This is a genomic window from Corynebacterium sp. MSK008 (assembly GCF_030232585.1).
In the GTDB taxonomy this organism is placed as follows: Bacteria; Actinomycetota; Actinomycetes; order Mycobacteriales; family Mycobacteriaceae; genus Corynebacterium.
Window position 1 is genome coordinate 1 of record NZ_JASPJX010000001.1, and the last position, 15,571, is coordinate 15,571.

Below are 15,571 nucleotides of genomic sequence, written 5' to 3' on the forward strand. Positions count from 1 at the left end.
TGCAGCGGTCATCGTCATGTGCCTTTCGGTGAGATGTGGTAGTTGAGTCGAAAGGTTACTGGCGGTGGCCGCCCCTGTATTTCCCAGGGCCCACCATCAGCAAGCGTTACACCACACTAAGGGACGCAACCTTCCCCTTGTTGCGCAGGAACGCCTGCATCTGCATCACCTGGTTGGACTGCCCGGCAACGTACGCGAAGCAGGCGCCCAAAAAGTCGATGATCTGCTCGCGCGCAAAACCGGACTCGACAACGTCGGAGCCGAAGGCGAACACTTCGGAGCGGGTGATGGACGCGGTGGCGTCGTCGCGAAACGGCGGCACGCGGCGCAGGTGGTGCGGCCACCCGGTTTTCCAGCGGATGGGGGAGAAGGTCACGGAGTCGCCCAGCACGTCCTGCGCGGTGGGCTTGACGGTCTCGAGGGCTTCAGCAATCTGAGTCATGCGCTCCATCTTAGAGCCCTTAGACTTGCCCACCATGACCGCAACCGTCCTGCTTCTCGACCCCCGCTGGCCCTCCCTCATCCCCCTGAACCTCGCCGGCCACATCAGGGGCGATGTCGCCTTCACGCCTGAGGTGCCTGTCGACGTCCGCTGGGCCCTCAACGTCGAAGGCGGCCCGGAGAAGTGGTTGATTTCCACCGACCCGCACGACCCGGAGGTCCTGCGCTGGCAGGGGGAGGGCGCGGAAACGGAACGCGTCGCTAGTCTCGACGACCCTGTCTTCGAGGCCACCCGCACGATGCACGCCGCGCGCCGCCGCGGCGAATGGGAGCAGGCGATGACGCACGAAAGCCTCCTGCCGTTTCTGCGGGAGGAGGCTGAGGAGGTCGCGCAGGCAATCGAGCAAAAATTGCCTATCGACGATCTAAAGTCCGAACTGTCCGACCTGCTGCTCCAAATCCTGTTCCACGCCGAGATCGCTTCGGAGTCCGGCGCGTTCGATTTCGGCGACGTGGCTGACGCGTTTGTGCAGAAGATGTGCCGCCGCGCGCCCTATCTTTTCGACGGTTCAACCGGCCCCGTGGACAAAGCCACCCAGGACCGGTTGTGGGAGGAAGGCAAGGCCGTCGAGAAGCGCTAGCCGCGGAGCTAGCGCAGCGCGCCGATGTAGTTGCGGATCTCCGGCAGGTTGGCCTGGGAGGACATCTGGGAGCTCATCTCGAAGAACTTGTCCATCGGGGTGACCGGGTCGGGTTTGACGATGCCGCACTCCAAAGCGCGGTCCGCAAGCGCGCCGACCGTGGATGCGGACACGAGGCGCAGCGTGGCGTCTGTGCCCACGACGTTGTTCACGTTGGCGACCAGCTGGGAGCGGGTGGTGTCCGGGCCGACCATGTTGGTGGAGGTCAGGCCGACGCGCAGGGCGTCGCAGTTGGCGGTGGCGATGTTGCCGTTAAGCAGCTTGAGCAGCTCGAGCGACTGCGTCTGAGCCTGGGCGGTGGCGGGGGAGGCGATGGCGGCCGCGGCCATCAGGCCAGCGGCGGCGAGGGTTGCGATACGGCGCATTGTGAAGGGGTCCTTTCGGGGAAGAAACTAGGTCGCGAAGAATCATACATGTTAAACAAGTGACAGGTGTGACAGATGTGCTCCATCACCGGCGCGTTCACCATTCGCAAGCCCCCGCGCGGTACACTCTCCGGTCATGTCGGCAGCCAGGCGAGTAGCGCGCGGGTGCGGCTGCGCGGGTGTCCTCGTCGCGGCCGCCGCGGTGGTGATGGTGGTCGCGCTGGTGGCGTGGCTCATCGCCGCGTTTTCCACCCCAGAGCGCCGCGAGCCGCTGCAGCCGGTGCCCACCACGATGCCGCCGCCGGACGCCAAGGCGCCCCCGCCTATCGACGTCCACGGCCCCGGCCGCACCTCCGACCTACTCTTTGACTGGTCGCAGGATATCGGCAACGCCACCAACGTCTCCGGCCAGGCGATCCGCGCCTACGCCAACGCCGCGCTGATCGCCAAAGAGTCCTGGCCGGCCTGCAACCTGCAGTGGAACACGCTCGCCGGCATCGGCTGGGTGGAAACGCGCCACGGCACCTACACGGGCCGCTTCGACAACTCCCAGTTAAACCAGGACGGCTACCCGGAGCCGCCGATCATTGGCCCGAAGCTCGACGGCGACGGCTTCGCCCACGTCACCGACACCGACCAGGGCGCGATCGACGGCGACACCGAGTTCGACCGCGCCGTCGGCCCGATGCAGTTCATCCCCGAGTCGTGGGCGCGCTACGGGCGCGACGCCAACGGCGACGGCCACCCGGACCCGCAGCAGATCGACGACGCCGCCCTCGGCGCCGCGAATCTTTTGTGCAACTCCGGCGGCGCCACGCGCGACTTGGCTACGGAGGAGGGCTGGCGCCAGGCCATTTTTGCCTACAACCAGTCCAACGACTACGTGGCCAAAGTCCGCGACGCCGCGGCGAACTACGCCATGAACCAACCAGCGCACCGATAGCAAGCTCCGATAGCAAGCCCCAGGCTAAACTAGTACGCGGTAAGACAGCACTCGACCCATGCAAGGAGTCACCATGGCCGACATCATGCACATCTTCGCCCGCGAGATCCTGGATTCCCGCGGCAACCCGACTGTGGAGGTGGAGGCGCTGCTCGCGGACGGCTCCCACGGCCGCGCTGGCGTGCCGTCCGGCGCGTCCACGGGCGAGCACGAGGCGCACGAGCTTCGCGACGGCGACGAGCGCTACGCCGGCAAGGGTGTGCTGAAGGCTGTCGAGAACGTCAACGAGACCATTGCGGACGAGTTGGCGGGGATTGAGGCGGACGACCAGCGGATCGTCGATACGCTTATGCTCGAGCTCGACGGCACCGACAACAAGAAGAAGCTGGGCGCGAACGCCCTTCTGGGCGTGTCCATGGCTGTGGCGAAGGCCGCGGCGGATTCGGCTGCGCTGCCGCTGTACCGCTACATCGGCGGCCCGAACGCGCACCTGCTTCCCGTGCCGATGATGAACATCCTCAACGGCGGCGCGCACGCGGATTCGGGTGTGGACGTCCAGGAGTTCATGATCGCCCCGGTCGGCGCGGAGACCTTCACCGAGGCGCTGCGCATGGGCACTGAGGTCTACCACGCGCTCAAGAGCGTGCTGAAGTCCAAGGACCTGTCCACCGGTCTTGGCGACGAGGGCGGCTTCGCCCCGTCCGTCGGCTCCACCAAGGAAGCCCTGGACCTCATCGTCGAGGCGATCGAGAAGGCCGGCTACAAGCTTGGCGACGATGTCGCGCTCGCCCTGGACGTCGCCTCCTCCGAGTTCTTCGAGGACGGCGCCTACAACTTCGAGGGCGGCAAGCACTCCGCCGAGGAGATGATCAAGGTCTACGCCGACCTGGTGGAGCAGTACCCGATCGTCTCCATCGAGGATCCGCTGGATGAAAACGACTGGGACGGCTACGTGACACTCACCGAGCAGCTGGGCGACAAGGTGCAGATCGTCGGCGACGACTTCTTCGTCACCAACCCGAAGCGCCTGGCCGAGGGCATCGAGAAAAACGCCGCGAACGCGCTGCTGGTCAAGGTCAACCAGATTGGCACCCTGACCGAGACCTTCGACGCCGTGGAGCTGGCCCACCGAAACGGCTACCGCACCATGATGTCGCACCGCTCCGGCGAGACCGAGGACACCACCATCGCGGATCTGGCCGTGGCGCTGTCCTGCGGCCAGATCAAGACCGGTGCGCCGGCCCGCTCCGAGCGCGTGGCCAAGTACAACCGCCTCCTGCGCATCGAGGAGGAGCTCGGCCCGGCCGCCGAGTACGCGGGCCGCTCCGCGTTCCCGCGCTTCAAGTAAGCACCTGCCTATCGACGCACCTTCGGCCCCGCCCGTTTTCGGCGCGGGGCCGCCGTCGTGTCGGTGAGATCCTCGAGCGGATCTCACCTCTGGCGTATCATCTGCTGATTATGACGAAGCGCTCCCGCACCCGCCGCCCCAGCACGGTCCCCGTTGCCAGCCGCGACCGGGAAAACGCCGAGCGCGCCGCGCGCCGCAAGCAGCGCGGCAGGGCCATCGCGTTTCCGAAGCAGGACATGGCCAGCGTGGTCATCCTCATCGCCGTGCTGATCCTCGTGCTGCTTGCCATCGCCGCGCCGCTTCGCAACTTCTACGAAGGCCGCGCCGAGATCGCCCGCGCCAACGAATCCATCGCCCGCCTGGAAGCCCAGAAGAAGGCCCTGGAGGACGACATCGCTATGTACGACGACGACGCCTTCCTCAAACAGGAAGCCCGCCGCCGCCTCGGCGTCATGGAAGAAGGCGAGACAGCCTGGCGCATCATCGACCCCCGCATGACCGCCCACGAAGCAATCACCACCGGCAAGGACGACATCCCCGACACCCGCACCTGGCCGCAGGTGATGTGGGATTCCCTGCGCGAGGTCCCAACCGAGGAGCTTCCGCCTATCGACGACGTTCCGCCCGCCCCAGCGCCGGAAGCGCCAGCGCCGGAAGCGCCAGCGCCAGAAGTTCCGGCCCCGGAGCCGGGCGCGCCCGAAGCGCCAGCAGTACTTGAGGCCCCGGCACCAGAAGCTCCCGCGCCAGCGCAGTAGTCGGCGTGTGGGACAATAACCCGTATGCACACTCCTCCCACTGACGAACAACTCGCCATCGTTGCCGAGCAGCTCGGCCGCACCCCGCGCGGCGTGCTTGCCATTGCGTACACCACCCCGGACAACCAGCCGGCTGTGGTGAAAACCGCGCCCAAACTTGACGACGGCACCCCGTTCCCCACCCTCTACTACCTCACCGACCCGCGCCTGACCGCCGAGGCCTCCCGCCTCGAGGTCGCGCAGGTGATGAAGTGGATGGAAAACCGCCTCAACGCCGACAGCGACGAAGGCGAAGACCTGCGTGCGAACTACTTGGCAGCCCACGAGCATTTCCTCGCCGAGCGCAACGCCATCGAGGACCTGGGCACCGACTTCTCCGGCGGCGGCATGCCCGAGCGCGTGAAGTGCCTCCACGTGCTCATCGCCTACGCGCTTGCGGAAGGCCCGGAGCGCGTCCGCTTCGGCACTGAAGCCGTAGCCCTGGCCGCCGAGCATGGTGACCTCCGTGGCACCGCCATCCCCGCCGACTGGCCCACCCTCGACGATCTCGGCATCACCCTCGCCGAAGCAGGGGAGGGGCTGGCATGACGCGCGTGGCTGCCGTGGACTGCGGCACAAACTCCATCCGCCTGCTCATCCACGACACGGATAGCGGCGAGGTTTCCCGCCGCAACACCATCGTCCGCCTCGGCCAGGGCGTCGACGAGACGGGCCAATTCGCCCCCAAAGCGATTGAGCGCACCCGCGCGGCGCTTGCGGACTACGCCGAGGAGATGCAGCGCGAGCACGTCACCCGCGTGCGCATGGTGGCCACCTCCGCCACCCGCGACGCCGCCAACCGCGAGGATTTCTTCGCCATGACCCGCGAGCTGCTCGGCCAGATCCAGCCCGGTGCGGTCGCCGAAGTGATCTCCGGCGAGGAGGAGGCGGCGCTCTCGTTCGCCGGCGCCACCGCGGACATCGACCCGTCTCGCGGACCGTTCTGCGTGATCGACCTCGGCGGCGGCTCCACAGAGTTCGTCATGGAGGGCCACGCCATCTCCACCCAAATGGGGTGTGTGCGCATCACCGAGCGCATCATGCACACCGACCCGCCCACAGCAGAGGAGACCGCAGAGGCGCGTGCATTCATCGACGCCAACGTCACCACCGCCTCCGCCACCGTGCCTTTCGCTAAGGCGCGAACGTTCGTCGGCTGTGCCGGCACCTTTACGACGCTCTCCGCGCTAGCGCAGGGGCTGGAATCCTACGAACCCGAGCGCATCCACATGTCGGAGATCCCCTTCGACCGGCTGCGCAAAGTGACCGCGGACCTGCGCGGCACGACCGCAGCGCAACGTCGTGAGAACCCGGTGGTTCACCCCGGCCGTGCCGACGTGATCGGCTCCGGCTCGACGGTGGTGGAGCAGCTCATGGATGCCTTCGAGAGCGAAGCTGGCGCCACCAGCTTCATCATCAGTGAAAAGGACATCCTCGACGGCATCGTCGCCGCACTGTCTCAGGACTAGAAGCTGACGCCTCTAGTCCTGGTCCGGCTCGTAGATCGTGTCCTCGATCTGCTTGTCGGACTTGCCGCGCAGTTTCTTGCCTTTGCGCAGGTCTTTCACCTCGCGCATGCGCGGCTCCGGATCAATCTTGTTCGCGATCGCTCGGCGAGCAGAGGCCGTGACCTGCTTGGTCACCGGCGAGTTAGCGACAGCCTGCGCGGCGTTGACGATCTGGTGGTAGCGCTTCCGGCCGGCTTTCGTGCCGAGCACATACCCGGCGGCGGCCCCGACAACGTATTGGTACATGGTGGCTAGAGTACAGCGGGGAAGCGGGTTGGGTTTGTCGCCCTTGGCCCACCTGACTAACGGTGCTGTATTAAGTTGTAGTGAGTATCCCTGTGACGAACAACCCCTAAGGAATCTATGTCGGACAAGCCCAAGATTATGACTGTCTACGGCACACGTCCGGAGGCGATCAAGGTCGCACCGGTCGTGAGCGCGCTCCAGGACGATGACCGTTTCGATTCCGTAGTGGTCTCTACCGGCCAGCACCGCGAGATGTTGGAGCAGGTGAACAAGCGCTTCGGTATCACTCCGGACCACGACATGGCGCTGATGAAGCCGGGTCAGACTCTCAACGAATTGGTGGCGCGTGCGATTCAAGGGCTGGATCCGATTATCGAGGAAGAAAAGCCTGACGTGATCATCTCCCAGGGTGACACCTCGACGGCAATGGTCGCGGCACTTGCTGGTTTTCACAAGGGTGTGAAGGTTGTTCACCTCGAGGCTGGCCTGCGCACCGGTAACATCTTCTCCCCGTTCCCCGAGGAGGCGAACCGTAAGATCATCGGGCAGATCACGTCGCTTCACTTAGCTCCGACCAACGAATCACGAGAAAATCTTCGCCGAGAGAACTTCCGTTCGAAGGACATTGTTGTGACGGGTAATACCGTCATTGATGCGCTGCTCGCTGCGTCGGAGTGGGACGTCGAGTTTGAGGATTCGCGGCTAGAGGAGCTTCGGAACTCTGACGAGAAGCTTGTGCTGGTTACCACCCACCGCCGTGAGAACCTCGACGCGATGAAAGAGATTGGCGGGGCCGTCCAGGACCTTGCAAAGTCTTATCCGGACCACATCTTCGCGTTGCCGCTGCACCTCAACCCGAAGGTGCGCGATGCAGTTCTTCCAGAGGTAGAGGATCTCCCGAACGTCATAATTACGGATCCACTGCCGTATGACCAGTTCACGGCTTTGATGAGCCGCGCTTACCTCGTTCTCACAGATTCGGGCGGCGTCCAAGAAGAAGCGCCGTCGCTTGGAAAGCCGGTGCTTGTGATGCGCGAGAACACCGAGCGTCCCGAGGCCGTTGTGGCTGGAACGGTGAAGCTCGTCGGCACTGACCGGGATCGAATTGTCGCGGAGGCGAGGAACCTTCTCGACCAAGATGCGGCCTATGAAGCGATGGCAAATGCAGTCAACCCATATGGTGATGGCAAAGCCGCCGAGCGAGCTGTTGCCGCGATTGCCGAGTTGGTGGGCGTCGGCGAGCGCATTGGTGAATTTGAACCAGAAATCGATGGCAACTAGCCGAGGCTAGATACAAGGGATAGGTCGGCAAGGGTACGCTCTAATGGAACGATCCGAGCCGCAGAGATAGCGGGTTCGAAGAGGACCCCATGCGAAAGGAAATGAAAGTGGCAAACACCGCGGTGCAAAATACGTTTAAAGATGTCTGCGTCGTTGGCCTTGGGTACATCGGGCTTCCGACCGCCGCGTTTATCGCGTCCAAGGGCGTCAAGGTAACTGGTGTTGATGTGAACCCCACCTTTGTTGAGTCCATCAACAAAGGCGAAGTTCCGTTCGTAGAACCGGGATTTGACGAGCTGCTCAAAGACGTCGTGGAACGCGGTCTACTTACCGCACGCTTCGATCAGGTCGAGGCGGACGCCTACATCGTTTGCGTGCCAACACCGTTCAAGGGCGACAATCACGAGGTAGATACCAAATACATCAACTCAGCGGTAGATGCGATGGCTCCGCACCTGCGTCCGGGTGCCCTCGTGGTGTTGGAGTCCACCTCTCCTCCGGGAACGACTCGCAACATGGCGGAGTACATCATTGAGAAGCGGCCCGACCTCTCGCTGAATGAAGAAGACGAGAATGCGATCTTTATCGCTCACTGTCCTGAGCGCGTCCTGCCGGGACAGATTATGGAGGAGATGGAGAACAATGACCGCGTCATCGGTGGTCTGACTCCAAAGGGCACGGAGCTTGCTCGTGATTTGTACGCGACGTTCTGCACCGCTGAATTGCTTACGACGGATGCGACGACCGCAGAGATGGCGAAGCTCACCGAGAACTCCTTCCGAGACGTGAATATCGCTTTCGCGAACGAGCTTTCTCTCATTAGCGACCGTCTTGGAATCGATGTCTGGGAGCTGATTGAGCTCGCCAACCACCACCCACGTGTCAACATCCTCAAGCCGGGTCCGGGCGTCGGCGGACACTGCATTGCTGTCGATCCATGGTTCATCGTTTCCGCCGTTCCGGAGGAAGCCAAGATTGTTCGCCAGGCACGAGAGATCAACGATGGTAAGCCGTCGTTCGTTCTGGACAAGGTAGAAGAGGCGCTCAGCAAGTCTGACAATAAGAGGGTTGCAGCGCTCGGTATCGCCTTCAAGGCGGACATTGACGATCTCCGAGAGTCGCCGGCGCTGGGTATCGTTGAGAAGTTGGCTGAACGAAATCCCGAAATCACGGTTTCTGTTGTGGAACCGAACGTAGATTCCCTGCCCGACCGTCTCGTCGCGCACAAGAACATCGAATTGGCCGATTTCACCACGGCCGTCGAAAGCGCAGACGTTGTAGTCCTCCTCGTTGACCACCGGGAGTTCGTTGGCGTCGACCAGAATTTGCTCAACGGGAAGACTGTGATTGATACTAGAGGCATTTGGCGCTAACGCACGCGTGCTTTGCGCCTAAGCACTGCAGCTCTAGGAACAAGAGTTCTGGAGCCGCACTAGGGGCTATAGCTCAGTCGGTTAGAGCCGCGGACTCATAATCCGCTGGTCGCGGGTTCGAGCCCCGCTGGCCCCACAATCATTCAGCCTATAGTCAAACGGAGGTGGCGAGGACGTGCGTATTCTTCTCGTCACCCAGTATTGGTACCCAGAAAATGGAGTACCGCAACGACGTTGGTCTTGGCTTGCAAAGATGCTCATCGATGCCGGGCATGAAGTTTGCGTGGTTGCACCGCCACCGCGGAACAGTCATTCTGTCGACACCACGGGTGACAGTACACAGACGCGGAAGATGCCTTATAAAGGGACAGAAGGCGAGACTATCTTCCGTAGTTCCGCGTACCGGGTAGGCGATTCGATTACGTCGAAGGCTGCTAGCCAGCTCCTGATTGCTCTTTCGCAAGTTCGCACGCTCATTAGGAACAGGAAGCAAATTGAGCCGGATCTTGTTATAGGGACGGTTCCCGCTTTGCCAACCGCGGGGGTTACGTGGGTGGCCGCGAAAATTTTCGATCGCCCCTACGTTATCGACCTCCGAGATGCGTGGCCAGACCTCATGGGGCAAGCTTCGTCCTGGAATGCTGAAGTCGGGGACCCGTCGATCCGAGAGAAGCTGGCAAAGAACGGACCTCTTCAGCTCGTCACTCGAGTGTCCACGAAGGTACTGAATTCTCTCCTGCGGGGAGCAAGGGCGATTTTAGTCACCTCGAGCACCTTGAAGGCCTCTTTGGAGTCTCGCCGTGAATTGTCTACGCGAGGAAATAGCCCCGAAGTGGTAGTAATTCGAAATGTCTTTCCAGTAGCTAGTCAGCCGACGGAAGATAGAGGGAGTCACCGCAAGAGTGGCCACTTAAACGTACTGTATGCAGGGACAATAGGCCGCGCGCAAAACCTGCAGAATGCCTTGGAAGCTGCCAAGCTGGCTAAACAACGGGGGCTCCAAGTTCATATGATTTTTGTGGGCGCAGGTGCAGCCCGTGAGTTGCTTCAGGAGAAGGCTCAGGAGTTTGGTGTCGACGCGCGTTTTATTCGTCTGAAACCAGCAGAACTCTTGAACGCGTATTACGACTGGGCTGACACAGCGCTGGTGCATTTGGCCGAATGGGAACCGCTGCGACGCACAGTGCCGTCCAAGACGTATGAGTTACTTTTTAACCGGATTCATATTTCGGGGGTTGTGGAGGGGGAGGCCGCTGATCTTATCTCAAGCCTGGGCGGCGGAGACGTTGTCCCACCGCAGGATCCATCGGCGCTCGCAAATCTATGGGTGTCGCTCGGAAATAACCCACAGCGTCTCAGTGTCGGAACCACTGGCCGTGATTGGGTGATTCGGGAGCGTGAAGAAAAGACACCTGTGCGATTGCTGCAGATACTGCAGCAGATCGAAGCATCGGATGGTAATGCGTCCAGCTAGATACTGCCAGCTTTTTCTATCTGCGATGGCGACGGACTTCTTGTCGGGGCCTAAGCCGTTTCTGCGGAAAGTCTTCGTAAAAATTGGCCGAAAACTCCAGGATTGTGGTTTCAGGTTGCCTGTTCCCTTGGAGAGCATTTCTCGTGCGGGAGTTCCGGACACTACCTCCTGGAAAGACTTTTACGATCCAATTTTTCCATCAAATATTCGGCAGCCTAGTGGCGAAGCTCGAGTCCTGTATTTTGTCAATAGTGCGCAGCCGTACACAGTTAGTGGATACACGGTGCGTACTCAAAAACTTCTCCACGAACTTAGGCGGCAAGATCTAGCTGTCTACCCAGCTACAAGAATGGGATATCCGGCGACAATTGGCGTAGTTCCCACACAGAAATCCGTTTCGGTTGACGGCATCGATTACTTCTTGTTGCTACCCAGCCGGATGTCTTTGCGAAGAGGCAAGAATCGGCGTAAGGCCATTAATTTGCTTGCAGAGATAGCACGGCAGCTCGATATCACCCTGTTGCACACGACAACAGACTTCAGGAATGCAAGCTTGATCAGCGAGGTCGCTCGGATCCTTGGGATCCCATGGGTTTACGAAGTGCGCGGGGAGCGCGACAAAACATTGGAGTTAGAAAACTCGGGACAAAGAAGTAGGGATTTTCTCGCGGAGTTCAGGCGACGCGAAACCCTAGCTATGCAATCGGCTTCTACAGTCCTTGTGCTCAGCGACGTGTCACGGCGTCGCGTTGAAGAACGCGGAGTTCCGAAGGACAACATTTACGTTGTTCCGAATGGATTCGATCGCGATGAGGCCATAGAAGTCCCTAGCAAGGACTTCGCAAGGAAAAATATCGGGATCCCGTCGAGCACAAAGCTGATTGGGACAATCACCTCGGTCGTTGACTATGAGGGGCTCGATTCGCTTGTCTTAGCGTTGGAATTCCTTGATGAAGACACCAAAGCATTGATAGTCGGTAGCGGCTCTGAACTTCCTGCCCTGAAACTCTTAGCGGAGAAGAGGGGGTTAACAGATCGAGTTGTTTTTGCAGGCAAGCAAGACCCCAAAGCTATTCCTGTGTGGTGTGCTGCATTAGACGTGTTTGTGTTGCCACGAAGAGACTATGAAGTTTGCAGGGCAGTCACCCCGCTTAAACCGATGCTTGCGATGGGAATGAAGATCCCAGTGGTTGCCTCCGATCTTCCCGCGGTTAGAGAAGCTACTGGTGAGTTGGCTTTGTATGTTCCACCCGATGATCCTAAAGCATTGAGCGAAGCGATCCGGAAGGCACTTGTGGACCCAGACCACTTTTATGGTCATCGGCTGGAGGCCTTCTTGGATATGCGGACATGGCAGTCCAGTGCTGAACGACTGATCCAAGCTTACGAGGAGACACTCTCGCCTGACGCGTAGTTCAGAATGAGACGATAGATGCCAAAACGTAAAGGAGTAACCGCGATGGTCAATTTTCGAGAACAAGCGCGTTCGGTGGGCGACGACATGTCGCGCTTCGTGAATGTCATGCGAAGGCAGGGTGCGCGGAAAGCAGCAGAAAAGGCTGCCTTCGCTCTGTCGCGACGCATTGCCCCGAAGTCTTTTGGTGAGTGGTCTGACGTTGAAGAGATCACTCCTGCGATCAACCCGAGAAAACCTTTTAAGAAAATAACGGTTGGATCGATTTTGGATGAGTTTTCCGAACGAGCGTGGGGGTACGAGTTTGACCTGCGCCCAGTGAATCCTGGCGAGTCCTTTGTACTCAATGCACAAAGCGGCGAGCGACCATTCGAGCTACTTTTCGTCGAATCCGCGTGGAATGGCAATGGAGGCAAGTGGCGGTATCAGCTGACTGGAGAAAACGCGCCGTCTCCAGCTCTGAAGGAATTGGTGGATTGTTGCAAAGCTAGCGGTATTCCGACGGTTTTCTGGAATAAGGAAGATCCGGCTCACTTCGACGACTTCATCAAAACGGCGGAACTCTTCGATTTCGTGTTCACGACAGACGCAAACTTGGTCCCGCAGTATGAGGCCGCTTTGCCAAGTGTAAAAGTCGGCGTCCTACCGTTCGCTGCTCAGCCAGTTCTTCATAACCCGATTTTGAAAGCAGGGGAGGAACGCCGGGGCGACATCGCATTCGCCGGCACGTATTTTGCGCATAAATTTGAATCACGCCAACAACAGATCGCACTTGTTTTAGACGCTGCGGTGCGAGCATCTCGAAGCCTTAAGGACGGTTTAGTAGTCTTTTCCCGCTTTGCAGGGAAAGAAGATAAATACCAGTTTCCCTCAGAATACGAGCGCTATGTAGAAGGTGCGTTGCCGTACAACAAGATGTTGTCGGCCTTCAAGAGGTTTAAGGTTGTTCTAAACGTCAACACGATCACACAAAGCCCTACGATGTGCAGCCGTCGTATTTTTGAAGCGGGTGCGTCCGGTGCGGTGGTCGTTTCAACTGACAGTGTCGCTTTACATGAAATGTTCAGCGAAGATGAGGTCCCAATCATCCGCGATGTGGAGGGAGGCAGCTATTTGCTTCGACGCATCGTCAATTCCCCAGAAGTTAGGGATCGAATCAGCCACAGGGCACAACGGAAGATTTGGGAGAACCACACCTATACCGATCGCGCCTTCACTCTTCTTAATTCGATTGGATTAGTTGAAGAGCAAAGCGATGTTCGACCGAAAGTGTCGATTCTGGCTTCGACAAACCGCCCGCAACAGTTGAGCCATCTCTTCTCACAGGTTGCGCGGCAACGTAATGTCGAAGTTGAGCTCATGATGATGCTTCATGGAATCGACGAACAACCGGACGCCGTCAGAGCGCAGTTTCCTGAGGGGGTGTCAGGACAGGTCTTTCAGGCGCCAAAGTCTTGGTCCCTCGGTAAATGTATGAACCACTTGGCGGCCGAGGCAACAGGCGACTTCATGGCCAAGTTTGATGACGACGACCTCTATTTTGAAAACTACCTGCGGGATCAGATCAACGCACTTGAGTACTCTGGTGCCGACATCGTAGGTAAGCGGGCATCGTATTTGCACCATGGGCAGTCGGACAGTTTCTTACTCAGGAATCCAGACCACGAAATGTGTTTCACGGATTTTGTGGCAGGTCCGACACTAGTCTGGCGCCGCCAGGTAACTGAAGGGTTGGCGTTTCCGGATCGCACCAAGGGCGAAGACACGGGTTTTCTCAACGGTGCGGTCAAGAACGGATACACCATCTATTCCGCGGACCGCTTTAACTTCGTCCAGATGCGATCGCCTTCAGTAGCGCACACTTGGGAAGTCGACGACGAAGTCATCTTTGCGAATGCCCGGGTAATTGCGATCGGATCGGGCATACTCAACGTCGAGTGTTAGCGGGAGGCAGTTTCGCTGGAAAGACGGATAGTGGGAGGGGTATAGGAAGCCGCTGTTTCGCGAATGATTTTCTCAGCCTCGTCGTCCTTTCCGGTGGCTGCTCGGTTACTCCACACTCTGTACCGCTTCGTAAGCGACTCGGCGGGGCCGTCTGCGATGATTTCGCCTTCGTGAAGCCACAGCGCACGTGAACAATTGTCCTGAATCGTCTTTGCTCCGTGCGATACAAGGAAAACAGTGCCAGATTCCTCGAGGAATGAATCCATTCGTTTCTTAGCTTTTGAGGTGAAGGTTGAATCTCCTGTGGACAGAGCTTCATCCACGAGCAAGATTTCGGCACGCACTGATGTCGCGATGGAGAACTTCAGACGGGCAGACATACCTGAGGAATAAGTACGCAGTGGCCGATCGATTGAATCCGTTAAGTCGGCCCATTCGATTACGGAGTCTTCTAGTTGCGCAACTTCGTCAGGATGCAGTCCCATGGCAAGCAAGCCGAGTCTTACGTTTTCCCTTCCAGTCAAAGCGCCTTGAAGGGCGGCTGACACGCCCAGGAGCCGTGGCTCAGCAGATACTCGTACGAGTCCAGACGTAGGAGACTCGTTTCCGGCGATGATCCGAAGCAGGGTAGATTTGCCTGAGCCGTTCTTGCCTAAAATGCCGACGGATTCGCCACGGTAGGAGACGAACGAAACGGACTTCAAGGCGTCGACAGAAGTGGTCTTCCTTCCGAGTCCACGGATCGAGCCCGAAGACGTCAGGCGGTAGGTTTTAGACAAATCTCGTACAACAACGGTTGGTTTACCGGACACGGGCATACCTTTCTTCAGCTTCCCAGAAGAAGATCAAACCGATAATGAGTAGACCAAATGTCCAAGCAGCGAGATAGAGCCACCGGCCGAGGGGAGGAACGGTTTGATAAATGGTTGCCTCGCGTACCGCTGTTAAGAACTGGTAGGCGGGATTTGCGAGCATGATGGACTGAATGGTCTCATTCGAATCGAATCGGTGGATGTCGAAGAACACGCCTGATACGAAGAACAAACCGCGAGTAAAAGTAGACACCAGAGCTTTCAAATCGGGAATGAATGCCGTAATTCTTGCGACGATCAACATTGCTCCTAGAGAGAACAAGTGGATCATAAGGAAAAAGACGGGCACCGTAAGGACCGCAGGGCTAGGCGTCAGCCCGTGGTACAAAAACGCAATGAGAAGACCGACGATCGCTGGCGCGACGTTGTCGAGCAGCTGCTTGACAGTCAGTGAGATGGGGAGCGCCGCCTTCGGGAATGAGAATGACGAGATCATTCCTTTCGAGCTTTGAATCAATCCAGCACCAGAATTCAGACCTCTAGTGATGAAGTTGAAGAAAATAACACCGATAACCAAGTACCCAATGAAATGGTCAATATTCTTTGAGATGTTGAGGACAACACCAAAGACAAGGATGTAAACGGCGGAATCAAGAATCGGTTGAAGCACAATCCACGCCCGCCCGAGGTACATGTCTCTACCTCGTGAAAAAGCCTTGTTCCTAGCCTCAGCCCAAATAAAATGGCGGCGTTGCCAAAGTTGTGCGAGATATCTGCCTAGGCCTGGCCTGGCGCTAAGTCTCCTCAAATAGGTGTCATCGACCTCGATGACATTTTGTTGCACCGTACTCACGTTTTTCCTCAGCTAACAATTCGCGTTGGTCTTGTAATTCACGACCATAATCTAGACTTCTTTCGCCGATCGTC

The 15,571-nt window shown here is 58.9% G+C and carries 16 protein-coding genes and 1 tRNA gene; 12 read left to right on the forward strand and 5 right to left on the reverse strand.

Annotated elements, in window-relative coordinates:
- Positions 1-106: 106 nt before the first annotated feature.
- A complete protein-coding gene (locus QP996_RS00005) occupies positions 107-442 on the reverse strand; it encodes an 8-oxoguanine DNA glycosylase OGG fold protein (protein ID WP_284870571.1) in 336 nt (111 codons plus the stop codon).
- A gap of 34 nt (positions 443-476) precedes the next feature.
- Here QP996_RS00005 and QP996_RS00010 point away from each other — a divergent pair, with 34 nt between their 5' ends.
- Positions 477-1,082: a MazG nucleotide pyrophosphohydrolase domain-containing protein gene (locus tag QP996_RS00010; protein WP_284870572.1), complete on the forward strand. Its 606-nt coding sequence runs from the start codon at positions 477-479 to the stop codon at positions 1,080-1,082.
- An 8-nt stretch (positions 1,083-1,090) separates the two neighbouring features.
- Here QP996_RS00010 and QP996_RS00015 read toward each other — a convergent pair whose 3' ends face one another.
- Positions 1,091-1,507, reverse strand: a complete 417-nt coding sequence (locus QP996_RS00015; RefSeq protein WP_284870573.1) for a hypothetical protein — start codon at positions 1,505-1,507, stop codon at positions 1,091-1,093.
- Positions 1,508-1,643: 136 nt separating this feature from the next.
- Between QP996_RS00015 and QP996_RS00020 the strand changes: the two genes are divergently transcribed.
- The 5 genes from QP996_RS00020 to QP996_RS00040 all read left to right on the forward strand — a co-directional run bounded on the left by QP996_RS00020 (position 1,644) and on the right by QP996_RS00040 (position 6,061).
- Entirely contained in the window at positions 1,644-2,450 is an 807-nt protein-coding gene (locus QP996_RS00020) for a lytic transglycosylase domain-containing protein (protein ID WP_284870574.1), read from the forward strand.
- Positions 2,451-2,523: 73 nt separating this feature from the next.
- Complete coding sequence (eno, locus tag QP996_RS00025) at positions 2,524-3,798, forward strand: phosphopyruvate hydratase (RefSeq protein WP_284870575.1); 1,275 nt, start codon at positions 2,524-2,526, stop codon at positions 3,796-3,798.
- Between the two features lie 110 nt (positions 3,799-3,908).
- Entirely contained in the window at positions 3,909-4,553 is a 645-nt protein-coding gene (locus QP996_RS00030; RefSeq protein ID WP_284870576.1) for a septum formation initiator family protein, read from the forward strand.
- A 24-nt stretch (positions 4,554-4,577) separates the two neighbouring features.
- Positions 4,578-5,141: a DUF501 domain-containing protein gene (locus QP996_RS00035; RefSeq protein WP_284870577.1), complete on the forward strand. Its 564-nt coding sequence runs from the start codon at positions 4,578-4,580 to the stop codon at positions 5,139-5,141.
- On the forward strand, positions 5,138-6,061 hold the full coding sequence (locus tag QP996_RS00040) for a Ppx/GppA phosphatase family protein (protein WP_284870578.1): 924 nt from the start codon (positions 5,138-5,140) through the stop codon (positions 6,059-6,061). Before QP996_RS00035 ends, QP996_RS00040 begins: the two co-directional genes overlap by 4 nt.
- A gap of 12 nt (positions 6,062-6,073) precedes the next feature.
- On the opposite strand, the gene QP996_RS00045 is transcribed toward QP996_RS00040, so the two are convergent.
- Entirely contained in the window at positions 6,074-6,346 is a 273-nt protein-coding gene (locus QP996_RS00045; RefSeq protein WP_239356447.1) for a hypothetical protein, read from the reverse strand.
- Between the two features lie 117 nt (positions 6,347-6,463).
- Here QP996_RS00045 and wecB point away from each other — a divergent pair, with 117 nt between their 5' ends.
- From wecB to QP996_RS00075, 6 genes are all read left to right on the forward strand, one after another.
- A complete protein-coding gene (gene wecB / locus QP996_RS00050) occupies positions 6,464-7,627 on the forward strand; it encodes a non-hydrolyzing UDP-N-acetylglucosamine 2-epimerase (RefSeq protein ID WP_284870579.1) in 1,164 nt (387 codons plus the stop codon).
- Between the two features lie 89 nt (positions 7,628-7,716).
- Positions 7,717-9,000 (forward strand): UDP-N-acetyl-D-mannosamine dehydrogenase, encoded by a 1,284-nt coding sequence (gene wecC, locus QP996_RS00055; RefSeq protein ID WP_502870079.1) that lies wholly within the window; start codon positions 7,717-7,719, stop codon positions 8,998-9,000.
- Between the two features lie 62 nt (positions 9,001-9,062).
- Positions 9,063-9,136 (forward strand) — tRNA-Ile (locus QP996_RS00060).
- Positions 9,137-9,175: 39 nt separating this feature from the next.
- On the forward strand, positions 9,176-10,474 hold the full coding sequence (locus QP996_RS00065) for a glycosyltransferase family 4 protein (RefSeq protein WP_284870580.1): 1,299 nt from the start codon (positions 9,176-9,178) through the stop codon (positions 10,472-10,474).
- 25 nt (positions 10,475-10,499) lie between these two features.
- Complete coding sequence (locus tag QP996_RS00070) at positions 10,500-11,888, forward strand: glycosyltransferase family 4 protein (protein ID WP_284870581.1); 1,389 nt, start codon at positions 10,500-10,502, stop codon at positions 11,886-11,888.
- Positions 11,889-11,906: 18 nt separating this feature from the next.
- Positions 11,907-13,832 (forward strand): glycosyltransferase family protein, encoded by a 1,926-nt coding sequence (locus QP996_RS00075; RefSeq protein WP_284870582.1) that lies wholly within the window; start codon positions 11,907-11,909, stop codon positions 13,830-13,832.
- On the opposite strand, the gene QP996_RS00080 is transcribed toward QP996_RS00075, so the two are convergent.
- On the reverse strand, positions 13,829-14,644 hold the full coding sequence (locus QP996_RS00080) for an ABC transporter ATP-binding protein (RefSeq protein WP_230471924.1): 816 nt from the start codon (positions 14,642-14,644) through the stop codon (positions 13,829-13,831). The two genes, QP996_RS00075 and QP996_RS00080, sit on opposite strands and share 4 nt — an antisense overlap.
- Positions 14,634-15,497 carry an ABC transporter permease gene (locus QP996_RS00085; protein WP_284870583.1) on the reverse strand — a complete coding sequence of 288 codons (864 nt, stop codon included), beginning with the start codon at positions 15,495-15,497 and terminating at the stop codon, positions 14,634-14,636. Before QP996_RS00085 ends, QP996_RS00080 begins: the two co-directional genes overlap by 11 nt.
- Positions 15,498-15,571: the final 74 nt, after the last annotated feature.

Coding starts and splice junctions, on each gene's coding strand:
- QP996_RS00005 (WP_284870571.1), bottom strand. CDS start 442: ATGACTCAGATTGCTGAAGCCCTCGAGACCGTCAAGCCCACCGCGCAG.
- QP996_RS00010 (WP_284870572.1), top strand. CDS start 477: ATGACCGCAACCGTCCTGCTTCTCGACCCCCGCTGGCCCTCCCTCATC.
- QP996_RS00015 (WP_284870573.1), bottom strand. CDS start 1,507: ATGCGCCGTATCGCAACCCTCGCCGCCGCTGGCCTGATGGCCGCGGCC.
- QP996_RS00020 (WP_284870574.1), top strand. CDS start 1,644: ATGTCGGCAGCCAGGCGAGTAGCGCGCGGGTGCGGCTGCGCGGGTGTC.
- eno (WP_284870575.1), top strand. CDS start 2,524: ATGGCCGACATCATGCACATCTTCGCCCGCGAGATCCTGGATTCCCGC.
- QP996_RS00030 (WP_284870576.1), top strand. CDS start 3,909: ATGACGAAGCGCTCCCGCACCCGCCGCCCCAGCACGGTCCCCGTTGCC.
- QP996_RS00035 (WP_284870577.1), top strand. CDS start 4,578: ATGCACACTCCTCCCACTGACGAACAACTCGCCATCGTTGCCGAGCAG.
- QP996_RS00040 (WP_284870578.1), top strand. CDS start 5,138: ATGACGCGCGTGGCTGCCGTGGACTGCGGCACAAACTCCATCCGCCTG.
- QP996_RS00045 (WP_239356447.1), bottom strand. CDS start 6,346: ATGTACCAATACGTTGTCGGGGCCGCCGCCGGGTATGTGCTCGGCACG.
- wecB (WP_284870579.1), top strand. CDS start 6,464: ATGTCGGACAAGCCCAAGATTATGACTGTCTACGGCACACGTCCGGAG.
- wecC (WP_502870079.1), top strand. CDS start 7,717: ATGCGAAAGGAAATGAAAGTGGCAAACACCGCGGTGCAAAATACGTTT.
- QP996_RS00070 (WP_284870581.1), top strand. CDS start 10,500: ATGGCGACGGACTTCTTGTCGGGGCCTAAGCCGTTTCTGCGGAAAGTC.
- QP996_RS00075 (WP_284870582.1), top strand. CDS start 11,907: ATGCCAAAACGTAAAGGAGTAACCGCGATGGTCAATTTTCGAGAACAA.